The following is a 16,268-nucleotide window of genomic DNA, read 5'->3' as shown; positions in this document are numbered from 1 at the left end:
TGTCGCACGCAAGCGTTTTTTTCTGTCTCGACCAGCGATACTTGCGTCGCCGCGCTGTGGTCGAGGGCACATCTGACACGCCCCTGCCTGCACGTTTCGGTCGGTCTGGGACTGCCGCTCGTGGAATGTGAGATTCTGGAGGCGTGACTGACCCAGGGGGACCGCGCATGCGTGGACAAACTACGCAGAACCCTGAACATTCCGATTCAGGCGACGGCCGTATGTACGGCCAACGTGACTACCGCGGCATCGCTTCGCATCAACCACTCCGTGCCCAATGGGATCCCACCAAACGTGATGTGGGCCGGACCCCGCGCAATCCGCGACCGGATCGAGGCGCTCGGAAACAGAGCCGACTCGGTAAGTTCGTCGCGACGTACGGATGGCGCGCGTATGCGATCCCGGTGCTCGCGATTCTGACGATCTTCGTGACCGTCGACGCTTTGCGTACGGATGTCGATGATTCCTCGTCGAATACCTCGGCGACGGCTGACCTCGCGCACAGTACCGATGGGACCAACGTTATCGGCGCACCGCCGGCCGCTGACGGAAAGTTTGCGGCGTCGGTCCCGTCGGGTGCGCTTCCGGACGGTGGACCGTTTGCGGTTACCGGTGGTGGCACCTGGCACTTGGTTCCGGGGATTACCGGCAAGGTCGGGCAGGGCACCGAGCGTGAATTCACGTACACCGTCGAGATCGAGGACGGAGTCGACACCGCGGGCTTCGGTGGTGACGAGTCCTATGGTCGGATGGTCGATCAGACTTTGGCCAATCCGAAGAGTTGGACCAACGATCCGAAGATTGCTTTCCGCCGTATCGATTCGGGATCACCTGATTTCCGCATCTCGTTGACGTCGCAGATGACCATTCGGGAGGGTTGCGGTTACGAGATCGAACTCGAAGGCTCCTGCTACAACCCGAGCATGGATCGTGTCCTGCTCAACGAACCTCGATGGGTCCGCGGCGCGATTTCCTTCCAGGGAGACATCGGTTCGTACCGCCAGTATCAGATCAACCACGAGGTCGGCCATGCCATCGGTTACGCAGCGCATCAGCCCTGTGAGACCGAAGGTGGTTTGGCGCCGATCATGATGCAGCAGTCTTTCGGGACGGCCAATAACGACATTGCGAAGTTGGATCCTGAGGGCGTGGTGCCGATGAACGGTCTGACGTGCAGGTTCAACCCGTGGCCGTATCCCCGAGCGTAAATAGATCCAGGAGTTTTCGGTGTCTGCAACACCCGTCGTATTGCCACCTTTGGTGGAACCTGCCGCCGCGTTGAGCCGGGAAGAAGTTGCTCGGTACAGCCGGCACCTGATCATTCCGAATGTGGGCGTGACCGGTCAGAAGCGACTCAAGAACGCACGTGTGTTGTTCATCGGCGCCGGTGGTCTGGGCTCGCCGGCACTGCTGTATCTGGCGGCAGCGGGTGTCGGCACGATCGGGATCGTGGATTTCGACGAGGTCGACCTGTCGAACCTGCAGCGTCAGGTCATTCACGGGCGGTCGGATGTGGGTCGTCCCAAGGCCGTCAGCGCACGCGAGTCGATCCTCGAGATCAACGAGCACATCGATGTGCGGCTGCACGAGTTCCGACTCGACAACACCAATGCCGTCGAATTGTTTGCGCACTACGACCTGATCCTCGACGGCACCGACAACTTTGCGACGCGTTACCTGGTCAACGACGCGGCTGTGCTTGCCGGCAAGCCGTATGTGTGGGGATCGATCTATCGCTTCGAAGGCCAGGTCTCGGTGTTCTGGGAAGACGCACCCGACGGTCTCGGGCTCAATTACCGGGATCTGTATCCCGAAGCTCCGCCGCCGGGCATGGTGCCGTCGTGTGCGGAGGGCGGCGTGCTCGGTGTTCTGCCCGCAACGGTCGGGTCGATCATGGCCACGGAGGCCGTGAAGCTGATCACGGGTATCGGTCAACCGTTGCTCGGACGCCTGATGATTTACGACGCTCTGGCCATGACGTTCCGCACGATTCGACTACAGCGCGATCCGAAACGGATCCCGGTCACGGAACTCATCGATTACGACGAGTTCTGCGGCGTCGTGTCGGAGGAGGCGAGTGACGCGGCCGCCGGATCCACGATCACCGCCAAGGAACTCGAGCAGCTGATCAGCAGTGGTCAGGAGTTGGAACTCGTCGACGTGCGGGAACCTGTCGAGTGGGACATCATGCACCTGCCCGGTGCGGTTCTGATTCCCAAGGATCGGATTGTCTCCGGCGAGGCGCTGGCGTCGTTGCCGCAGAACAAGCAGATCGTTGTGTATTGCAAAACCGGCATTCGATCGGCCGAGGCGCTCGCTGTTCTCAAGAGTGCCGGTTTCGCGGATGCCGTCCATCTTCAGGGTGGTGCCATTGCCTGGGCAAATCAGGTCGATACTTCTCTGCCGGTGTATTAGGCGTGCCTTGCAGGATCTGACGGACTTGCACCGGTAGCGTTGGAGCGGTGACAGGCCAACCTCCCCAGCACGTGTGCTCCACCTTCGGCCTCCGCGAAGTAGAGCCCATCCCACTCGGTGCGGATTGGGACGGCGGTTGGCTGTGTGGAGACGTCGTTCTCTCCGCCGTTGCGGACCATGCGCGCGCCGCCTGGTCGGCAAAAGTGCGTGAGAACCTCGAAGTCGACGGTGTGCGCTTGGCTCGCCCCGTGCGATCCACTGACGGCCGCTACGTTGTATCAGGTTGGCGCGCAGACACTTTCATCGTCGGAACACCCGAACCTCGCCACGACGAGGTTGTGTCCATGTCTTGTCGGTTACACGCTGCGACAGCTTCGCTCGAGCGCCCCAGATTCCTCGCTCAGCCACCGGTCCCGCCGTGGGCCGAGGTTGACGTCTTTGTCGCTGCGGATCGTGCGGCGTGGGAAACCGTTCCGTTGCGTATCGCGAAGGGCGTCGAGCAACTCGAGTCGCCGTCGCCCGACGGACGCAAGAGCCTCGAACTGATCGCGGGCCTGGCGACGCTCCGCAAGCCCGTTCACAGCCCCGATCAATTGGTGCACGGCGATTTGTTCGGCACGGTTCTCTTCTCGGGCAGCATGGCTCCCGGCATTACGGACATCACGCCGTATTGGCGACCGGCGGCCTGGGCGGCCGCTGTTGCTGTTGTCGACGCAATCTCCTGGGGCGGAGCGGACGAGGCCCTGGTCGGACGCTGGGAAGACCTGCCGGAGTGGCCGCAAATGCTCCTGCGTGCGGTTATGTTCCGCCTGGCTGTCCACGTATTGCATCCGCGTTCCACATCGGATGCCTTTCCCGGCTTGGCCCGAACCTCCGACATCGTGCGTCTGTTGCTCTAGAGCGCACTGTTCGGACTGTTGCTGTTCGGACTGACTGCGGGGCACCATCGAGGTATGACGAAATACCTCATTTCCTTTCCGAGCAAAGCATTGGTGCTGACCGACGAGGAGTTCTCGATCGTCTCGGCCGAATCCCGCGCTGTGATCGAGGAGGCGAAGGTTGCCGGCGTCTATGTGTTCGGCGGTGGGATCAACGAGGGAGTCGATCCCGTGCTGGTTTCCGCCGACGGTGCGGTAAGTGCCGAGCTCTATCCGGGCAGTGAACTCGATGGAGGGTTCACGGTGCTGGAGTTGCCGACCCGTGAAGACGCGGTCGAGTGGGCGAGAAAGATTGCGGTCGCCTGCCGTTGCTCGCAGGAGCTCCGCGAGTTCATGTATGACCCGGCCAGCTAGTTCTACTCGGTTGGCGACGGCTCGGGTCTTGTGAAATCGGCGACCAGGCCTTCGAAGAGATCACGAGCAGCATCGGAGGCGGCACTCGCATCGCCGGCGATGACGGCGGCAACGAGGTTTTCGTGACGCGAGTGGAAGCCCTCGCCCGTGGCGTCGATGTGCTGATGAATCGTGGATTCGATGATCGGCAGCAGCGAGTCGTAGAACTCCAGGTACACGGTGTTGTGGCTGGCTGCGACGATGGCGCGGTGCAATGCTACATCGGCCACCGTGGCTGCCGCGATGTCGTTTCCTTCCCAGGTCGCCGCGCGGGCGCGAAGAAGGCTGGTGAGTGAGGCAATGTCGTCGTCGTTGCGACGTACTGCTGCCAGCGTTGCGGCCGTGATGTCGAGGGCGCGTCGTAGTTCGAGAACGTCACGCTCGTGGGCACCCGCAAAGTAATTGCCGAGTGTGCCGCCCAGATCCGATGTCGCGACGACGTACGTGCCCGATCCCTGGCGGCGTTCCAGCATTCCGGCGTGAACCAGGGCTTGAACCGCTTCGCGGACTGTGTTCCGGCCAGTGCCCGTCAGCTCGGACAGCGCGGGTTCGGTGGGAATCTTTGATCCGACCGGCCAGGTTCCGCTTCTGATTTCGGTGCGGAGTTGTTCGGTGACCTGCGAGATGAGGCTTGCGCGGCGAACGGGTTGCACGTGTTGGTTCCTCGGATTATCGGTGCGTCTGATGTGGACTGTGGTCTACATTACCTCCCTTGTGCGAGTTCATCCGGTCATCCTATGATTTGTCGGTGACTGCTCAACTTTCGAGAACCGAACCCCGCTCCCTGGTACATGGCCGTCTGCTCGTATTTGCGGCCATTGCGATGTCAGCGCTGGTCCTGCGACTCGCAGTTACCTCCTTCTCGCCGCTCGCGGAGCAGATCCGCGCGGAGATCGGGTTCTCGGCTTCCGTCGTCGGAGTATTCGGCATGGTGCCGACATTGATGTTCGCTATCTTCGGGCTGATTACTCCGGCCATCGCGAAACGAATCGGGCTCGAACGTACCGCGCTGCTGGCCATGTTGATGGCCGGCGTCGGAATGCTGTTGCGCGCCATGATGAATCAGACGTGGTCGTTGCTGGCACTGTCCGCACTTGCACTGGCGGGTATGGGAATCGGCAACGTCGTGATTCCGCCGTTGGTGAAGCGGTATTTCTCGGATCGCCTCGCGACGATGAGTTCGGTGTACATCGTGGCCGTGCAGATCGGCACCATCGTGCCGGCATTCGTAGCGGTTCCGGTGGCCGAAGCATTCGGTTGGCGATTCTCGATCGGTTGGTGGGCGGCCTTCGGATTTGCCGCTGCCGTTCCGTGGCTTATCACCCTGGCACGCTCGCGTCGGGAATCGGCAGATTCTGCCGTCGCTCCGGCCGCCGTTGCGCTGGCTCGCGGGCAGGCCTGGCGTTCACCCGTCGCGTGGGGCATGGCCGGCATGTTCGGCATGACGTCGCTGATCACGTACTCGATGTTCACCTGGATTCCGTCGATCCTTGGCGACGCCGGAGCCAGTGACGCCTTCGGTGGAACGATGGTCGGAGTCTTCTCGGTGATGGGTCTGATCGCGGCCTTCGGTGCCCCGACGCTGTGTGCACGGATGTCGAACCCGTTCCCCGTCGTCGTCGCTTGCGCCGTTTGTTATCTGATCGGTTTTGCCGGACTGTACTTCGCGCCGATGAGCGCGCCCGTCATCTGGATCGTCATCCTGGGGCTCGGGCCGAGCACCTTCCCGATGGCACTTACCCTCATCAACCTTCGTACCCGCTCACACATCGGATCCGCCGCACTGTCCGGATTCACCCAGGGTGTCGGTTACACCGTGGCATGCCTCGGTCCCCTGTTGTTCGGGATTCTCCACGACGCGACGGACGGATACGCAGCGCCGTTCGGACTACTTCTGATTGCAGTTGTTGTTGTGTTGATCGGCGCTTACCAGGCCTGCAAGCCGCGGATGCTCGAAGATTCGTGGCACGCTACCGGCTAATTCTCGTGCCAATTTGTTCTCACAACCCGTCATGTTGCCGGGTGAGGATCAATTGACGTTGCGGTGACGCTGCGCAGCACCGGCGCAATAACAGTTTTCTACCTTTGGGTCTCCCACATATTCAGGAGGCCCTGGTGAGTCATTACATCGAGCATTGGGATGCCGAGGACGTCGAAGCCTGGGAATCCGGTGGCAAGGACATTGCGAAGCGGAACCTGATCTGGTCGGTTGTCGCCGAGCACGTCGGCTTCTCGATCTGGTCCATCTGGTCCGTAATGGTGCTGTTCATGCCGACCGAGATCTACGGCATCGACGCGGCCGGAAAATTCTTCCTGGTCGCAGTTCCCACCTTGGTGGGTTCGATCCTCCGCATTCCGTACACGGTCGCCACCGCACGTTTCGGTGGGCGCAACTGGACCGTCATGAGCGCGTTGTTCCTTTTCATACCAACACTTCTCACCCTCTACTTGATGATGAATCCGGGTGCGTCGTACACCACCTTCATGTTGGTGGCGGCTACGGCGGGCATCGGCGGCGGAAACTTCGCGTCGTCGATGACAAACATCAACGCGTTCTATCCGCAGCGGCTCAAAGGCTGGGCGCTGGGTCTCAACGCGGGCGGCGGCAACATCGGGGTTCCGATGATCCAGTTGATCGGCCTGCTGGTGATCGCGACTGTCGGAAACCGCGCTCCGTGGATCGTGTGTGCTGTCTACCTCGTGTTCATCGCGGCTGCCGCAGTCGGCGCCGCCCTGTTCATGGACAACCTGGGTAATCAGAAATCCGATTTGCGCTCGATGGGCAAGGCGCTGAAGTTCTCCGAGTCATGGGTCATCAGCTTCCTGTACATTGGCACGTTCGGTTCCTTCATCGGTTTCAGCTTCGCATTCGGTCAGGTGTTGCAGATCAACTTCCTCGCCGGCGGGGCTACCCCGGCGCAGGCAGCGCTGCACGCAGCACAGATCGCGTTCATCGGACCGCTTCTCGGATCGATTGCCCGTCCGATCGGAGGCAAACTAGCCGACCGAATCGGTGGCGGCAAGATCACGATGTGGACGTTTGTCGGCATGGCTTTCGCGGCATCGATCCTGGTGACGGCCGGAACGATGGACGACAACACCGCCGGCGTCGCCAGTGCCGGGATTATGGTGACGTTTGTTCTCGGATTCATCGCGCTGTTCCTGCTCTCCGGCCTCGGCAACGGATCTGTCTACAAGATGATCCCGGCAATCTTCGAGGCAAAAGCTCAGAGCTTCGACGACATGGATCGTGCTGAGAAGGCGATGTGGTCGCGCAGCATATCCGGCGCTCTCATCGGATTTGCCGGTGCCGTAGGCGGTTTGGGCGGAGTGGGAATCAACCTGGTACTCCGTGCGTCGTACAGCAGTCCCGCGAAGTCGGCCACCATGGCGTTCTGGGTATTCCTGGCCTTCTACATTGCGTGCATCGCCGTGACGTGGTTCGTCTTCCTGCGTAAGCCGTCCAGCCTGACCACCGACGTGGACGAGCAGAAAGTTTCGGTCACAGCATGAGTACCACCATCTCCGGAGATCTACTCGTCGCGACGTCGACGCACTGTCCGTACTGCGGACTCCAGTGCGCGATGACGCTCACGCGTGATGATTCGGCGCCCGTTCCGGCTCGATCGACCACGGTCGACGGGCGCTCCTTCCCGACCAATCGTGGGGGACTGTGCCAAAAGGGCTGGACCAGTGCGGAATTGCTGCGCACTCCGGATCGACTGACCAGTCCCTTGATTCGCACGGACGGGGAACTTCGCCCGGCCAGTTGGGCGGAGGCGTTTGATCGCGTCGTATCGGGCGTGCAGGCAGCGCAGGCACGCAGTGGCCTTGATGCGATCGGAATCTTCGGAGGTGGCGGTCTGACCAACGAAAAGGCTTACATGCTCGGTAAATTCGCCCGAGTAGCGGTGAAGACCGCGAATATCGATTACAACGGCCGATTCTGTATGTCCTCAGCAGCGGCGGCGGGAATCAAGAGTTTCGGCTTGGACCGGGGATTGCCGTTCCCAGTGAGTGACCTGACCTCGGCAAAGGCGATACTTCTTCTCGGCGCCAACGTGGCTGAGACGATGCCACCGCTGGTCGGACATCTGAATTCGGCTATTGCTGCCGGTGGATTGATCGTCGCAGATCCTCGCCGAACGGCAACAGTGGAGCGAGCCTTGAGTGGGGGAGGCTTGCACCTACAGCTCAGCCCGGGAACGGATTTGGCACTGGCATTGGGCTTGATGCACCTGGCCGTGATCGACGGCCGCGTCGACCGCGAGTACATCGATGCTCGTACTTCCGGGTTCGACGACGCGTGGCTTGCAGCAGCGCAGTGGTGGCCCGAACGTACCGAGCGGGTTACCGGAGTGCCAGTGAGTCAGATGCGGCGCGCCGTCGAATTGCTGTGGAAAGCAAAACAATCCGATGCAGGGTCCTACATTCTTACTGCCCGCGGCACGGAACAGCATGCCAGCGGCACGGACACCGTGTCGGCCGTCATCGGGCTGGCTTTGACGCTTGGGCTTCCCGGCCGACGCGGCAGTGGCTACGGATGCATCACGGGCCAGGGCAACGGGCAGGGCGGCCGCGAGCATGGCCAGAAGGCAGATCAGCTGCCCGGCTACCGCAAGATCGCGGATCCCGCTGCCCGCGAACATATTGCGAAGGTGTGGGGGATCGAGGCGGATGATCTTCCGGGACCGGGTCGCAGTGCCTACGAACTGCTTGATTCCTTGGGTCAACCAGGCAGTCCGGAAGTACTTTTTGTGCACGGCGCGAACTTGGCGGTATCGGCGCCGCGGGCTGGGCACGTCGTAGATCGGTTGAAGGCCCTGGACATGCTGGTGGTCTCGGACTTCATTCTGTCGGAGACAGCAGCAATGGCTGATGTTGTTCTGCCCGTGCTGCAGTGGGCCGAGGAGGAGGGAACCACTACCAGCCTCGAAGGTCGCGTGTTGCGGCGTCGGCGCGCGGTGGACGCTCCCGAGGGGCCCCGCAGTGAATTGCACGTCTGGTCCGAGATTGCCCAGCGATTGGGTCAGCCGGCGGAGCGGTTCCCGACCTCACCGGCGACAGTCTTCGAGGAACTGCGCCGCGCGTCGGCCGGCGGCATCGCCGATTACTCCGGTATCAGTTACAGCCGACTCGACGCCGGTGAAGCTCTGCATTGGCCGTGCCCGAGCGAGGATCACCCGGGCACTCCGCGCTTGTTCCTGGATTCCTTCGCGACGCCGGACGGTCGGGCGCAGTACATCTCGGTTGAGCACCGTGGCCCGGCGGAAACGGCGGATGCGGAATATCCGCTGGTCGCCACAACGGGACGAGTTCTGGCGCACTATCAGTCGGGTGCTCAGACCCGTCGGATCCCGGAACTGGTCAAGGCTGCGGGAGACATGTTCGTAGAGATCCATCCGGATACCGCTCGGCGGGTGGGACTTTCGGACGGAGATCAGGCCGGCGTGGTCAGTCGGCGTGGACGGATGGAAGCAACAGTTCGGTGCATCGACAGTATGCGCCTGGACACCGTGTTCTTGCCATTCCATTTCGCCGGTGATTCGCGTGCAAATCTGCTGACCAACCCCGCGCTCGATCCCACGAGTCGGATGCCGGAGTTCAAGGTCTGTGCTGTTCGTCTCGAACCGGTCGGTGAACCATGAAGCGCGTTGTGATCGTCGGCAACGGCATGGCCGGGTCGCGGGTGGCCGAGGAGTTGCGCCGCCGGATGGATGCCGAGGTTCTCGACATCGTCTTGATCGGTGCAGAAGCTCACGCCCCCTACAACCGCATTCTGCTCTCGAATGTCTTGGCGGGCAGTATCACTGCCAGGGACACGCGGTTGAAGACCGATGAATGGTGGGCGCGCGCAGGCATCGACGTTCGCGCCGGTACTTCGGTAACGGCAATCGATCCCGACCTACGGACGGTAACCTGCAGCGACGGCGCCGAAATCGGCTACGACGAGCTGATTTTGGCCACCGGCAGTAGTCCCTATATTCCGCCGGTGATCGGTCTTGCCGAATATGCTTCCCGGGTTGCAACTTTCCGGACCCTGGACGACTGTGCTCGCATCACCGAAGCCGCGACACCAGGAAGTCGGGCAGTGGTACTGGGCGCCGGACTGTTGGGAATCGAAGCCGCACGTGGGCTTCGGATGCGCGGAGTTGACGTAACAGTGTTGCACCCCAAGGACTTCCCAATGGAGCGCCAGATGGATTCCGACGGCGGCGCAGTACTCACCCGGACCCTCGAAGGCGTGGGTATCGAGGTGGTACTTGGTCGGCGAGTCTCCGAGTTCTCCGGTGACAGCGTGGTTCTGGACGACGGAAGTCGGCTTCGCGCAGATCTTCTGGTGTTGTCGGCGGGAATTCGGCCGTGCGTCGAATTGGCGCAACAGGTCGGTGCGGCAGTAGGTTACGGAGTGTTGGTTGACGACGAACTCCGCACCGATATCGACGGAATTCGCGCGATCGGTGAGTGTGCCGAACATCGCGGTGAGGTGTACGGCCTGGTCCAGCCCGGCTGGGAGCAGGCTGCGGTAGTGGCTGATCTGCTGACGGGTGCCGACCCGAAAGCAAGCTACTGCGGTACCCCGACATTGACCCGGTTGAAGGCACACGATATCGACCTCGCGTCGATGGGTGACGTCAGTGCAACGATGCACAGTCTCGACGTCGAAGTCACCATCCTCGCGGATGCAGGCCGGGGGAGCTACGCCAAGATCGTGGTCAAAGGTGAGCGCATCGTCGGAGCGCTGCTGCTTGGTGTCCCCGATGTGGTGGGCACTCTCACACAGCTTTTCGACGCTCAACTTCCGGTCCCGCCGGACCGGATCGCGCTCCTCACCGGGCGCGGTGCCGGTGGTCCGACCGAACTGGCCAGCCCTTCGGGTATGCCGGGCACGGCTGTGATTTGCCGATGCAATTCGGTCACCAAAACGGATCTGACACGAGCTTGGAAGGCCGGTGCTCGATCCGAAGCCGCACTTGCTTCGGTCACCCGGGCGACCACCGGTTGTGGTGGTTGCAGTTCCTCCGTTGCCGGAATCTGCGAATGGTTGAGCGCCGCAGACCCAGTAGGCCCAGATAACTCTCGCGAAACACAGGAAGAAGGTGCGGCATGAGCAAATCCGTCATTGTCATCGGACACGGAATGGTCGGACACCGCTTTGTCGAAGCTCTGCGTTCACGCGACGACGCCGACACCTGGTCGGTGACCGTCCTCTGCGACGAGAAGTATGCAGCCTACGACCGCGTCGGTTTGTCGTCGTACGTCGGAGTGTGGGATTCCAAGGAATTGGCCTTGGCAGGAAACGATTACGAGGGTGACGCTCTGGTCGATCTCCGGATCGGTGAAGGCGCCGTGTCGATCGACAAGGATGCGCGCACAGTCACGACGTCGGCCGGCAACGTGCTCGCGTACGACGCCCTCGTCATGGCCACGGGTTCCTACCCGTTTGTCCCACCGGTTCCGGGGCATGACGGCGAGGGATGCTTTGTCTACCGCACTCTTGACGACCTCGACGGTATTCGCGCAGCATCCGAGCGAGCCGGCCAGGGTGCGGTGGGCGTGGTGGTCGGTGGTGGTCTGCTCGGTCTCGAAGCGGCACACGCACTTTCGCTTATGGGAATGACGGCGCACGTCGTCGAACACAATCCTCGGCTGATGCCGATGCAAGTGGACGAGGGCGGCGGCGCACTGCTCGCTCGGCTCGTTACGCGACTCGGGCTGAATGTGCACACGGGAGTCGGAACCGCGGGAATTACGCAGACCGACAACGGGATAGTTGTCGAACTGTCCGACGGAACAACCATCGACGCGTCCTTGCTCGTGTTCTCGGCCGGCGTGCGCCCTCGTGATCAGCTTGCCCGGGCCGCGGGTATCGGCGTCGGTGAGCGCGGCGGCATCCTGACCGATCTGGGCTGCAAGACGTCCGATGATCACATCTTTGCGGTCGGCGAATGCGCTGCCGTGGAAGGGCGTTGCTACGGTCTGGTTGCCCCCGGCTACACGACGGCCGAAATCGTGGCAGACCGGTTGCTCGGCGGCGCAGCAGATTTCCCCGGTGCCGACATGTCCACGAAGCTCAAGCTCATGGGCGTCGACGTCGCCAGTTTCGGTGACGCGATGGCAACGTCGCCCGGCGCTCTCGAAGTTGTTCTGAGCGACGCAGCCAAGGGTACCTACGCAAAGCTTGTGGTCTCGGATGACGCGAAGATCTTGCTCGGCGGAATCCTGGTGGGCGACGCGTCGGCGTATGCGTCTTTGCGCCCGTTGGTCGGTCGGGAACTGCCGGGCGATCCGGCAACTTTGATTTCGCCGGCCGGCGAGAAGCTCGGTGCGGGTTCATTGCCGGACGATGCCGAGGTGTGCTCGTGCAACGGGGTGACAAAGGGCGCGATCTGCAGCGCAATTGCGGACGGCGCCTGCGACATCGCGTCGGTGAAGGCGTGCACAACCGCGGGAACAACTTGTGGCGGTTGCCTTCCCACGGTGAAGCAGTTGCTGGCAGATTCCGGCGTCGTAATGTCGAAGGCACTGTGCGAGCACTTCGGACAGTCGCGGGCTGAGCTTTTCCAGATTGTGCAGTCGACGCAGACGCGGACGTTCTCGGCCCTGATAACCAAGTACGGTAAGGGCGCCGGCTGTGACATCTGCAAGCCCGTCGTGGCGTCGATTCTGGCGTCCACGGATTCCGACCACATCCTGCACCGTCAGCAGGCGTCGTTGCAGGACACCAACGATCACTTCCTCGCCAACATTCAGAAGAACGGTACCTATTCGGTGGTGCCGCGCATGCCCGGCGGCGAGGTGACTCCCGAACAGCTCATCGTGATCGGTGAGGTGGCCCGTGATTTCGGCTTGTACACCAAGGTGACCGGCGGTCAGCGCATCGATCTGTTCGGTGCCCGCGTCGAGCAGTTGCCGGCAATCTGGAAGCGGTTGGTCGATGCCGGGATGGAATCCGGTCAGGCTTACGGAAAGTCGCTGCGCACGGTTAAGAGTTGTGTCGGTTCGAGCTGGTGCCGCTACGGCGTCCAAGACTCCGTCGGAATGGCCGTTGATCTGGAGAACCGCTATCGCGGCCTCCGTTCGCCGCACAAGATCAAGTTCGGAGTGTCCGGGTGTGCACGGGAATGCGCTGAGGCTCGGGGCAAAGACGTGGGCATCATCGCGACGGAGAACGGCTGGAACCTCTACGTGGGTGGCAACGGGGGACAGTCACCGAAACACGCTCAGCTTCTCGCTGGTGGCCTCGACGACGTCACTCTGGTCAAGTACATCGACCGCTACCTCATGTTCTACATCCGCACGGCGGACCGCCTGCAGCGCACCGCGCCGTGGGTGGAGTCACTCGACGGCGGCCTGGACCATCTCAAGGCGGTTGTCTGCGAGGACAGTCTGGGGATCGGTGAGGAACTCGAAGCATTGATGGCCAAGCACGTCGAGGGTTATCAGGACGAATGGGCTGGTGTGCTCGGTGATCCGGAGAAGTTGTCGCGGTTCGTGTCGTTTGTCAATGCACCCGATGAAGCAGACCCGACGGTTGTGTTCGACGAGACCGGAGTTCGCAAGGTTCCCGTGCTGATGGGCATGCCGAGTATCCCCACGCGCCGGTAATAACTGCGTAACCCGCGGGAAACACGGAACCCGTAGAAAGAAATCAGAACACGAGGAGGGGTTTGATGAGTGTCATCGATGTGCAGATCGCCAAGCTGGATTCAGAGCGACTCGAATGGACGTCGGCGTGCCCGCTGAGTCACCTGATTCCGGGGCGTGGAGTTGCCGTGTTGCTTCGCGGTGGTGAGCAGGTGGCACTGTTCCGACTCGAAGACGGCACCTTGCGCGCCGTGAGCAACTTCGATCCGTACGGCCGCGCCGCAGTGATGTCGCGCGGACTGGTCGGTGACCGCGACGGTGAGCCAATTGTGGTGTCGCCCTTACTCAAGCAAGCCTTTTCGCTGATCGACGGACGCTCGTTGGACGACGTTTCGGTGTCGTTGCCGGTCTACGAAATTCGTGTCTGGGCCGGGGTAGTGCAAGTGCACAGTGTTCACGCGTGAGTGACGACATGCCGTTGGCGGGATTCACCGTCGGAATCACGGCCTCGCGTCGCGCCGAGGAGTTCGCGTCCCTGCTCACGCGGCGCGGCGCAGATGTGATGTTTGCGCCGGCTATTCGAATCATTCCGCTCGCGGACGATCGGGAACTGGAACGGGTTACGCAGCAGATCATCTCGAACCCGCCCGAGATTGTTGTCGCTACCACCGGAATTGGATTTCGGGGCTGGCTCGAGGCTGCTGACGGCTGGGGCGAGGCCGAGAATCTCAGCGCGGCACTGCGTTCGGCACGTCTGCTGGCTCGAGGTCCGAAAGCGACCGGCGCTATACGTGCTGCCGATCTGCGTGAAGAATGGTCACCGGCATCCGAGTCTTCGGCTGAGGTCCTCGAACATCTTCTGGCCGAGAGTGTCTCGGGAAAGACAGTGGCGGTTCAACTTCACGGCGCTACCACCGAGTGGGAGCCCGTTCCCGATTTCTGTCAGGCGTTACGGGACGCCGGGGCAGACGTCATCGCGGTACCGGTGTATCGCTGGGAACCGCCGGAGGATTCGACTCTCCTGGACCGGATGATCGACGCAATTGTGGTCGGCGGGATCGACGCCGTGACCTTTACCAGCGCGCCGGCGGTCGCATCGTTGCTGATGCGGGCTGACAACACCGGTCGGCGAGGCGAGGTCCTCGAGGCATTGCGCGGCCGGGTAAGTGCTATGTGCGTGGGACCGGTGACGTCGGCGCCGTTGGATGCACTGAACGTTCCGACCACGGCGCCGGTGCGAGCTCGGCTGGGCGCCCTCGCTCGACACATCGTCGACGAACTTCCTCAGCGAGCCAACCGAATTCAAGCTGGTGAGCATGAACTCAGCATCCGCGGCAATTGTGTTGTCGTAGACGGTGAGATTCGAGCGCTGTCGCCGGCCGCGATGTCACTGATGCGTTCTCTCGGCGCCAAGCCCGGTCATGTGGTCTCACGGGACGACCTTCTGGCGGCTCTTCCGCGGAGTCGTGGAGATACCCACGCTGTCGAAACTGCTGTCGCTCGCCTTCGCGTCTGTCTCGGAGCTCCCAAAGCTGTTCAAACTGTTGTGAAACGAGGTTATCGACTTGCACTCGATCCAGCGCACTACGGCACGTAGTAACGACGTACTGGTACTGGTTGCTCACGGCACGCGCAGTGCGCGGGGAGTGGATATGGTTGCCGCGCTTGCCGACGCAGTGAGCGCACAGGTAGGTCTCACCCGTGTGGCATTCGTGGATGTTCTCGGGCCGTCACCGGCCGAGGTGCTGCGAGACATTGCGGGGCATGCCATCCTGGTTCCGGCATTCCTGGCATCGGGTTACCACGTCCACACCGATGTACGACGCGAAGTCGAGGCCAGTGGACACCAGTCCGTGACGGTGACGCCCGCGCTGGGGCCGGATCCCGCGCTTGCGCGCGTCATGTTGCGTCGGTTGCACGAAGCCGGCTGGCAGAGCGGTGATGCGATAGTCCTTGCGGCTGCCGGCTCTTCCGATTCGCGTGCACTACGCGATGTCGAGCGAGCCGCGCTGATGCTGGCCGAGGCAGCTGGATCGCGGGTAGACATCGGGTACATCGCGACGGGTACACCCAAAGTTGTCGATGTTGTTGCAGAAGCACGGGTTCGCGGTGCGCGGCGCGTGTTCATCGCGTCGTATCTGCTGGCGGACGGGCTCTTTCACGAGCGATTGTCCACGGCGGGTGCCGACGGGGTCACACAGCCGCTCGGAGTGGACCCCGGAGTCGTGGACCTTGTCGTGAGCCGGTACGCCGCGGCGCGAGAACCGGCATTGCAGAACACTTCGCGCTACGATCGCGGATATGACGAAGACGTATGCAGACCTGGTCGCAGCGGTTCGTGAGTCCGACGCGAAGGCGCAAGTTCTCATCGGTGAACTGACCGATTCGCGGGCCCGAGAGCCCTCGGCGCTGCCGGGCTGGAGCCGGGGGCATGTGGTCACTCATCTGTCGCGGAATGCGGACGCGCTCAACAGGTTTGTGATCGGCGTCAACAGCGGTGAGCCGGCGGAGATGTATCCCGGCGGACCGCCGGCGCGGACTGCAGCAATCGAAGAGGGCGCAGATCGTCCGGCGTCACTTTTAGCCGCCGACTACCGATTTTCCGGTTCGCGGCTGGTCCAGGCACTCGCTGAAGTGCCGGCAGATCGATTGGACACGCCCGTCAATTGGCGCAAGCCTGTAACGGCCCACGATCTACCGATTCTGCGCTGGAACGAGATCGAAATCCATTTGACCGATCTCGATGTCGGCTACACCTGCCATGACTGGCCGCCAGAGTACGTCGAGTTTACGTTGGCCAGGCAATTGGGAGCACTCGAGGCAGCGGCTCCGAACGTGGCGGTGCCCTCGCTCTCGGATGCCGAGACCCTCGCGTGGTTGATCGGGCGGCCGCCGCGGCCCGGGCTGCCGAAACTGCCGGCCTGGCCGTATTGA

Annotated in this window: 14 protein-coding genes; 13 read left to right on the top strand and 1 reads right to left on the bottom strand. The window is 62.2% G+C overall.

Translation table 11 applies throughout. The annotated features are described in order from the left end of the window. The first annotated feature begins 167 nt into the window (after positions 1–167). From MTX36_RS08905 to MTX36_RS08890, 4 genes are read left to right on the top strand one after another with little or no spacing between them, the layout of a single operon-like run. Entirely contained in the window at positions 168–1,208 is a 1,041-nt protein-coding gene (locus MTX36_RS08905; protein WP_243619463.1) for a DUF3152 domain-containing protein, read from the top strand. Positions 1,209–1,227: 19 nt separating this feature from the next. After that, on the top strand, positions 1,228–2,415 hold the full coding sequence (moeZ, locus tag MTX36_RS08900; RefSeq protein ID WP_243619361.1) for an adenylyltransferase/sulfurtransferase MoeZ: 1,188 nt from the start codon (positions 1,228–1,230) through the stop codon (positions 2,413–2,415). A 47-nt stretch (positions 2,416–2,462) separates the two neighbouring features. Then, entirely contained in the window at positions 2,463–3,314 is an 852-nt protein-coding gene (locus MTX36_RS08895; RefSeq protein WP_217902124.1) for a TIGR02569 family protein, read from the top strand. Between the two features lie 54 nt (positions 3,315–3,368). Next, entirely contained in the window at positions 3,369–3,707 is a 339-nt protein-coding gene (locus MTX36_RS08890; RefSeq protein ID WP_243619360.1) for a YciI family protein, read from the top strand. A 2-nt stretch (positions 3,708–3,709) separates the two neighbouring features. On the opposite strand, the gene MTX36_RS08885 is transcribed toward MTX36_RS08890, so the two are convergent. Next, positions 3,710–4,399 (bottom strand): FadR/GntR family transcriptional regulator, encoded by a 690-nt coding sequence (locus MTX36_RS08885; protein ID WP_243619359.1) that lies wholly within the window; start codon positions 4,397–4,399, stop codon positions 3,710–3,712. A 95-nt stretch (positions 4,400–4,494) separates the two neighbouring features. Between MTX36_RS08885 and MTX36_RS08880 the strand changes: the two genes are divergently transcribed. The 9 genes from MTX36_RS08880 (at position 4,495) to MTX36_RS08840 (ending at position 16,268) form a co-directional block, all read left to right on the top strand. Beyond that, the gene (locus MTX36_RS08880; RefSeq protein WP_243619358.1) at positions 4,495–5,727 is read left to right on the top strand and encodes a CynX/NimT family MFS transporter; all 1,233 of its coding nucleotides are present in this window, start codon (positions 4,495–4,497) and stop codon (positions 5,725–5,727) included. 131 nt (positions 5,728–5,858) lie between these two features. Further along, complete coding sequence (locus tag MTX36_RS08875) at positions 5,859–7,259, top strand: NarK/NasA family nitrate transporter (RefSeq protein ID WP_243619462.1); 1,401 nt, start codon at positions 5,859–5,861, stop codon at positions 7,257–7,259. Further along, a complete protein-coding gene (locus MTX36_RS08870) occupies positions 7,256–9,394 on the top strand; it encodes a molybdopterin oxidoreductase family protein (RefSeq protein ID WP_243619357.1) in 2,139 nt (712 codons plus the stop codon). The genes MTX36_RS08875 and MTX36_RS08870 overlap by 4 nt, the downstream gene beginning before the upstream one ends. Then, positions 9,391–10,857 (top strand): FAD-dependent oxidoreductase, encoded by a 1,467-nt coding sequence (locus MTX36_RS08865; RefSeq protein ID WP_243619356.1) that lies wholly within the window; start codon positions 9,391–9,393, stop codon positions 10,855–10,857. The genes MTX36_RS08870 and MTX36_RS08865 overlap by 4 nt, the downstream gene beginning before the upstream one ends. After that, positions 10,854–13,355 (top strand): nitrite reductase large subunit NirB, encoded by a 2,502-nt coding sequence (nirB, locus tag MTX36_RS08860; RefSeq protein ID WP_243619355.1) that lies wholly within the window; start codon positions 10,854–10,856, stop codon positions 13,353–13,355. Before MTX36_RS08865 ends, nirB begins: the two co-directional genes overlap by 4 nt. A 65-nt stretch (positions 13,356–13,420) precedes the next feature. Continuing rightward, a complete protein-coding gene (nirD, locus tag MTX36_RS08855; RefSeq protein ID WP_243619354.1) occupies positions 13,421–13,798 on the top strand; it encodes a nitrite reductase small subunit NirD in 378 nt (125 codons plus the stop codon). Beyond that, positions 13,795–14,931 carry a uroporphyrinogen-III synthase gene (locus MTX36_RS08850; protein ID WP_243619353.1) on the top strand — a complete coding sequence of 379 codons (1,137 nt, stop codon included), beginning with the start codon at positions 13,795–13,797 and terminating at the stop codon, positions 14,929–14,931. The genes nirD and MTX36_RS08850 overlap by 4 nt, the downstream gene beginning before the upstream one ends. After that, positions 14,900–15,676, top strand: coding sequence for a sirohydrochlorin chelatase (locus MTX36_RS08845; RefSeq protein WP_279394361.1), 777 nt, complete (start codon positions 14,900–14,902; stop codon positions 15,674–15,676). The genes MTX36_RS08850 and MTX36_RS08845 overlap by 32 nt, the downstream gene beginning before the upstream one ends. Further along, positions 15,636–16,268 carry a maleylpyruvate isomerase family mycothiol-dependent enzyme gene (locus tag MTX36_RS08840; RefSeq protein WP_243619352.1) on the top strand — a complete coding sequence of 211 codons (633 nt, stop codon included), beginning with the start codon at positions 15,636–15,638 and terminating at the stop codon, positions 16,266–16,268. The genes MTX36_RS08845 and MTX36_RS08840 overlap by 41 nt, the downstream gene beginning before the upstream one ends.

The sequence above is a fragment of the Rhodococcus sp. ARC_M6 genome, from assembly GCF_022810305.1.
In the GTDB taxonomy this organism is placed as follows: domain Bacteria; phylum Actinomycetota; class Actinomycetes; order Mycobacteriales; family Mycobacteriaceae; genus Rhodococcus_F.
The sequence above is the reverse complement of the archived record's forward strand: the minus strand, read 5'-3'. Positions and strand labels throughout refer to the sequence as shown.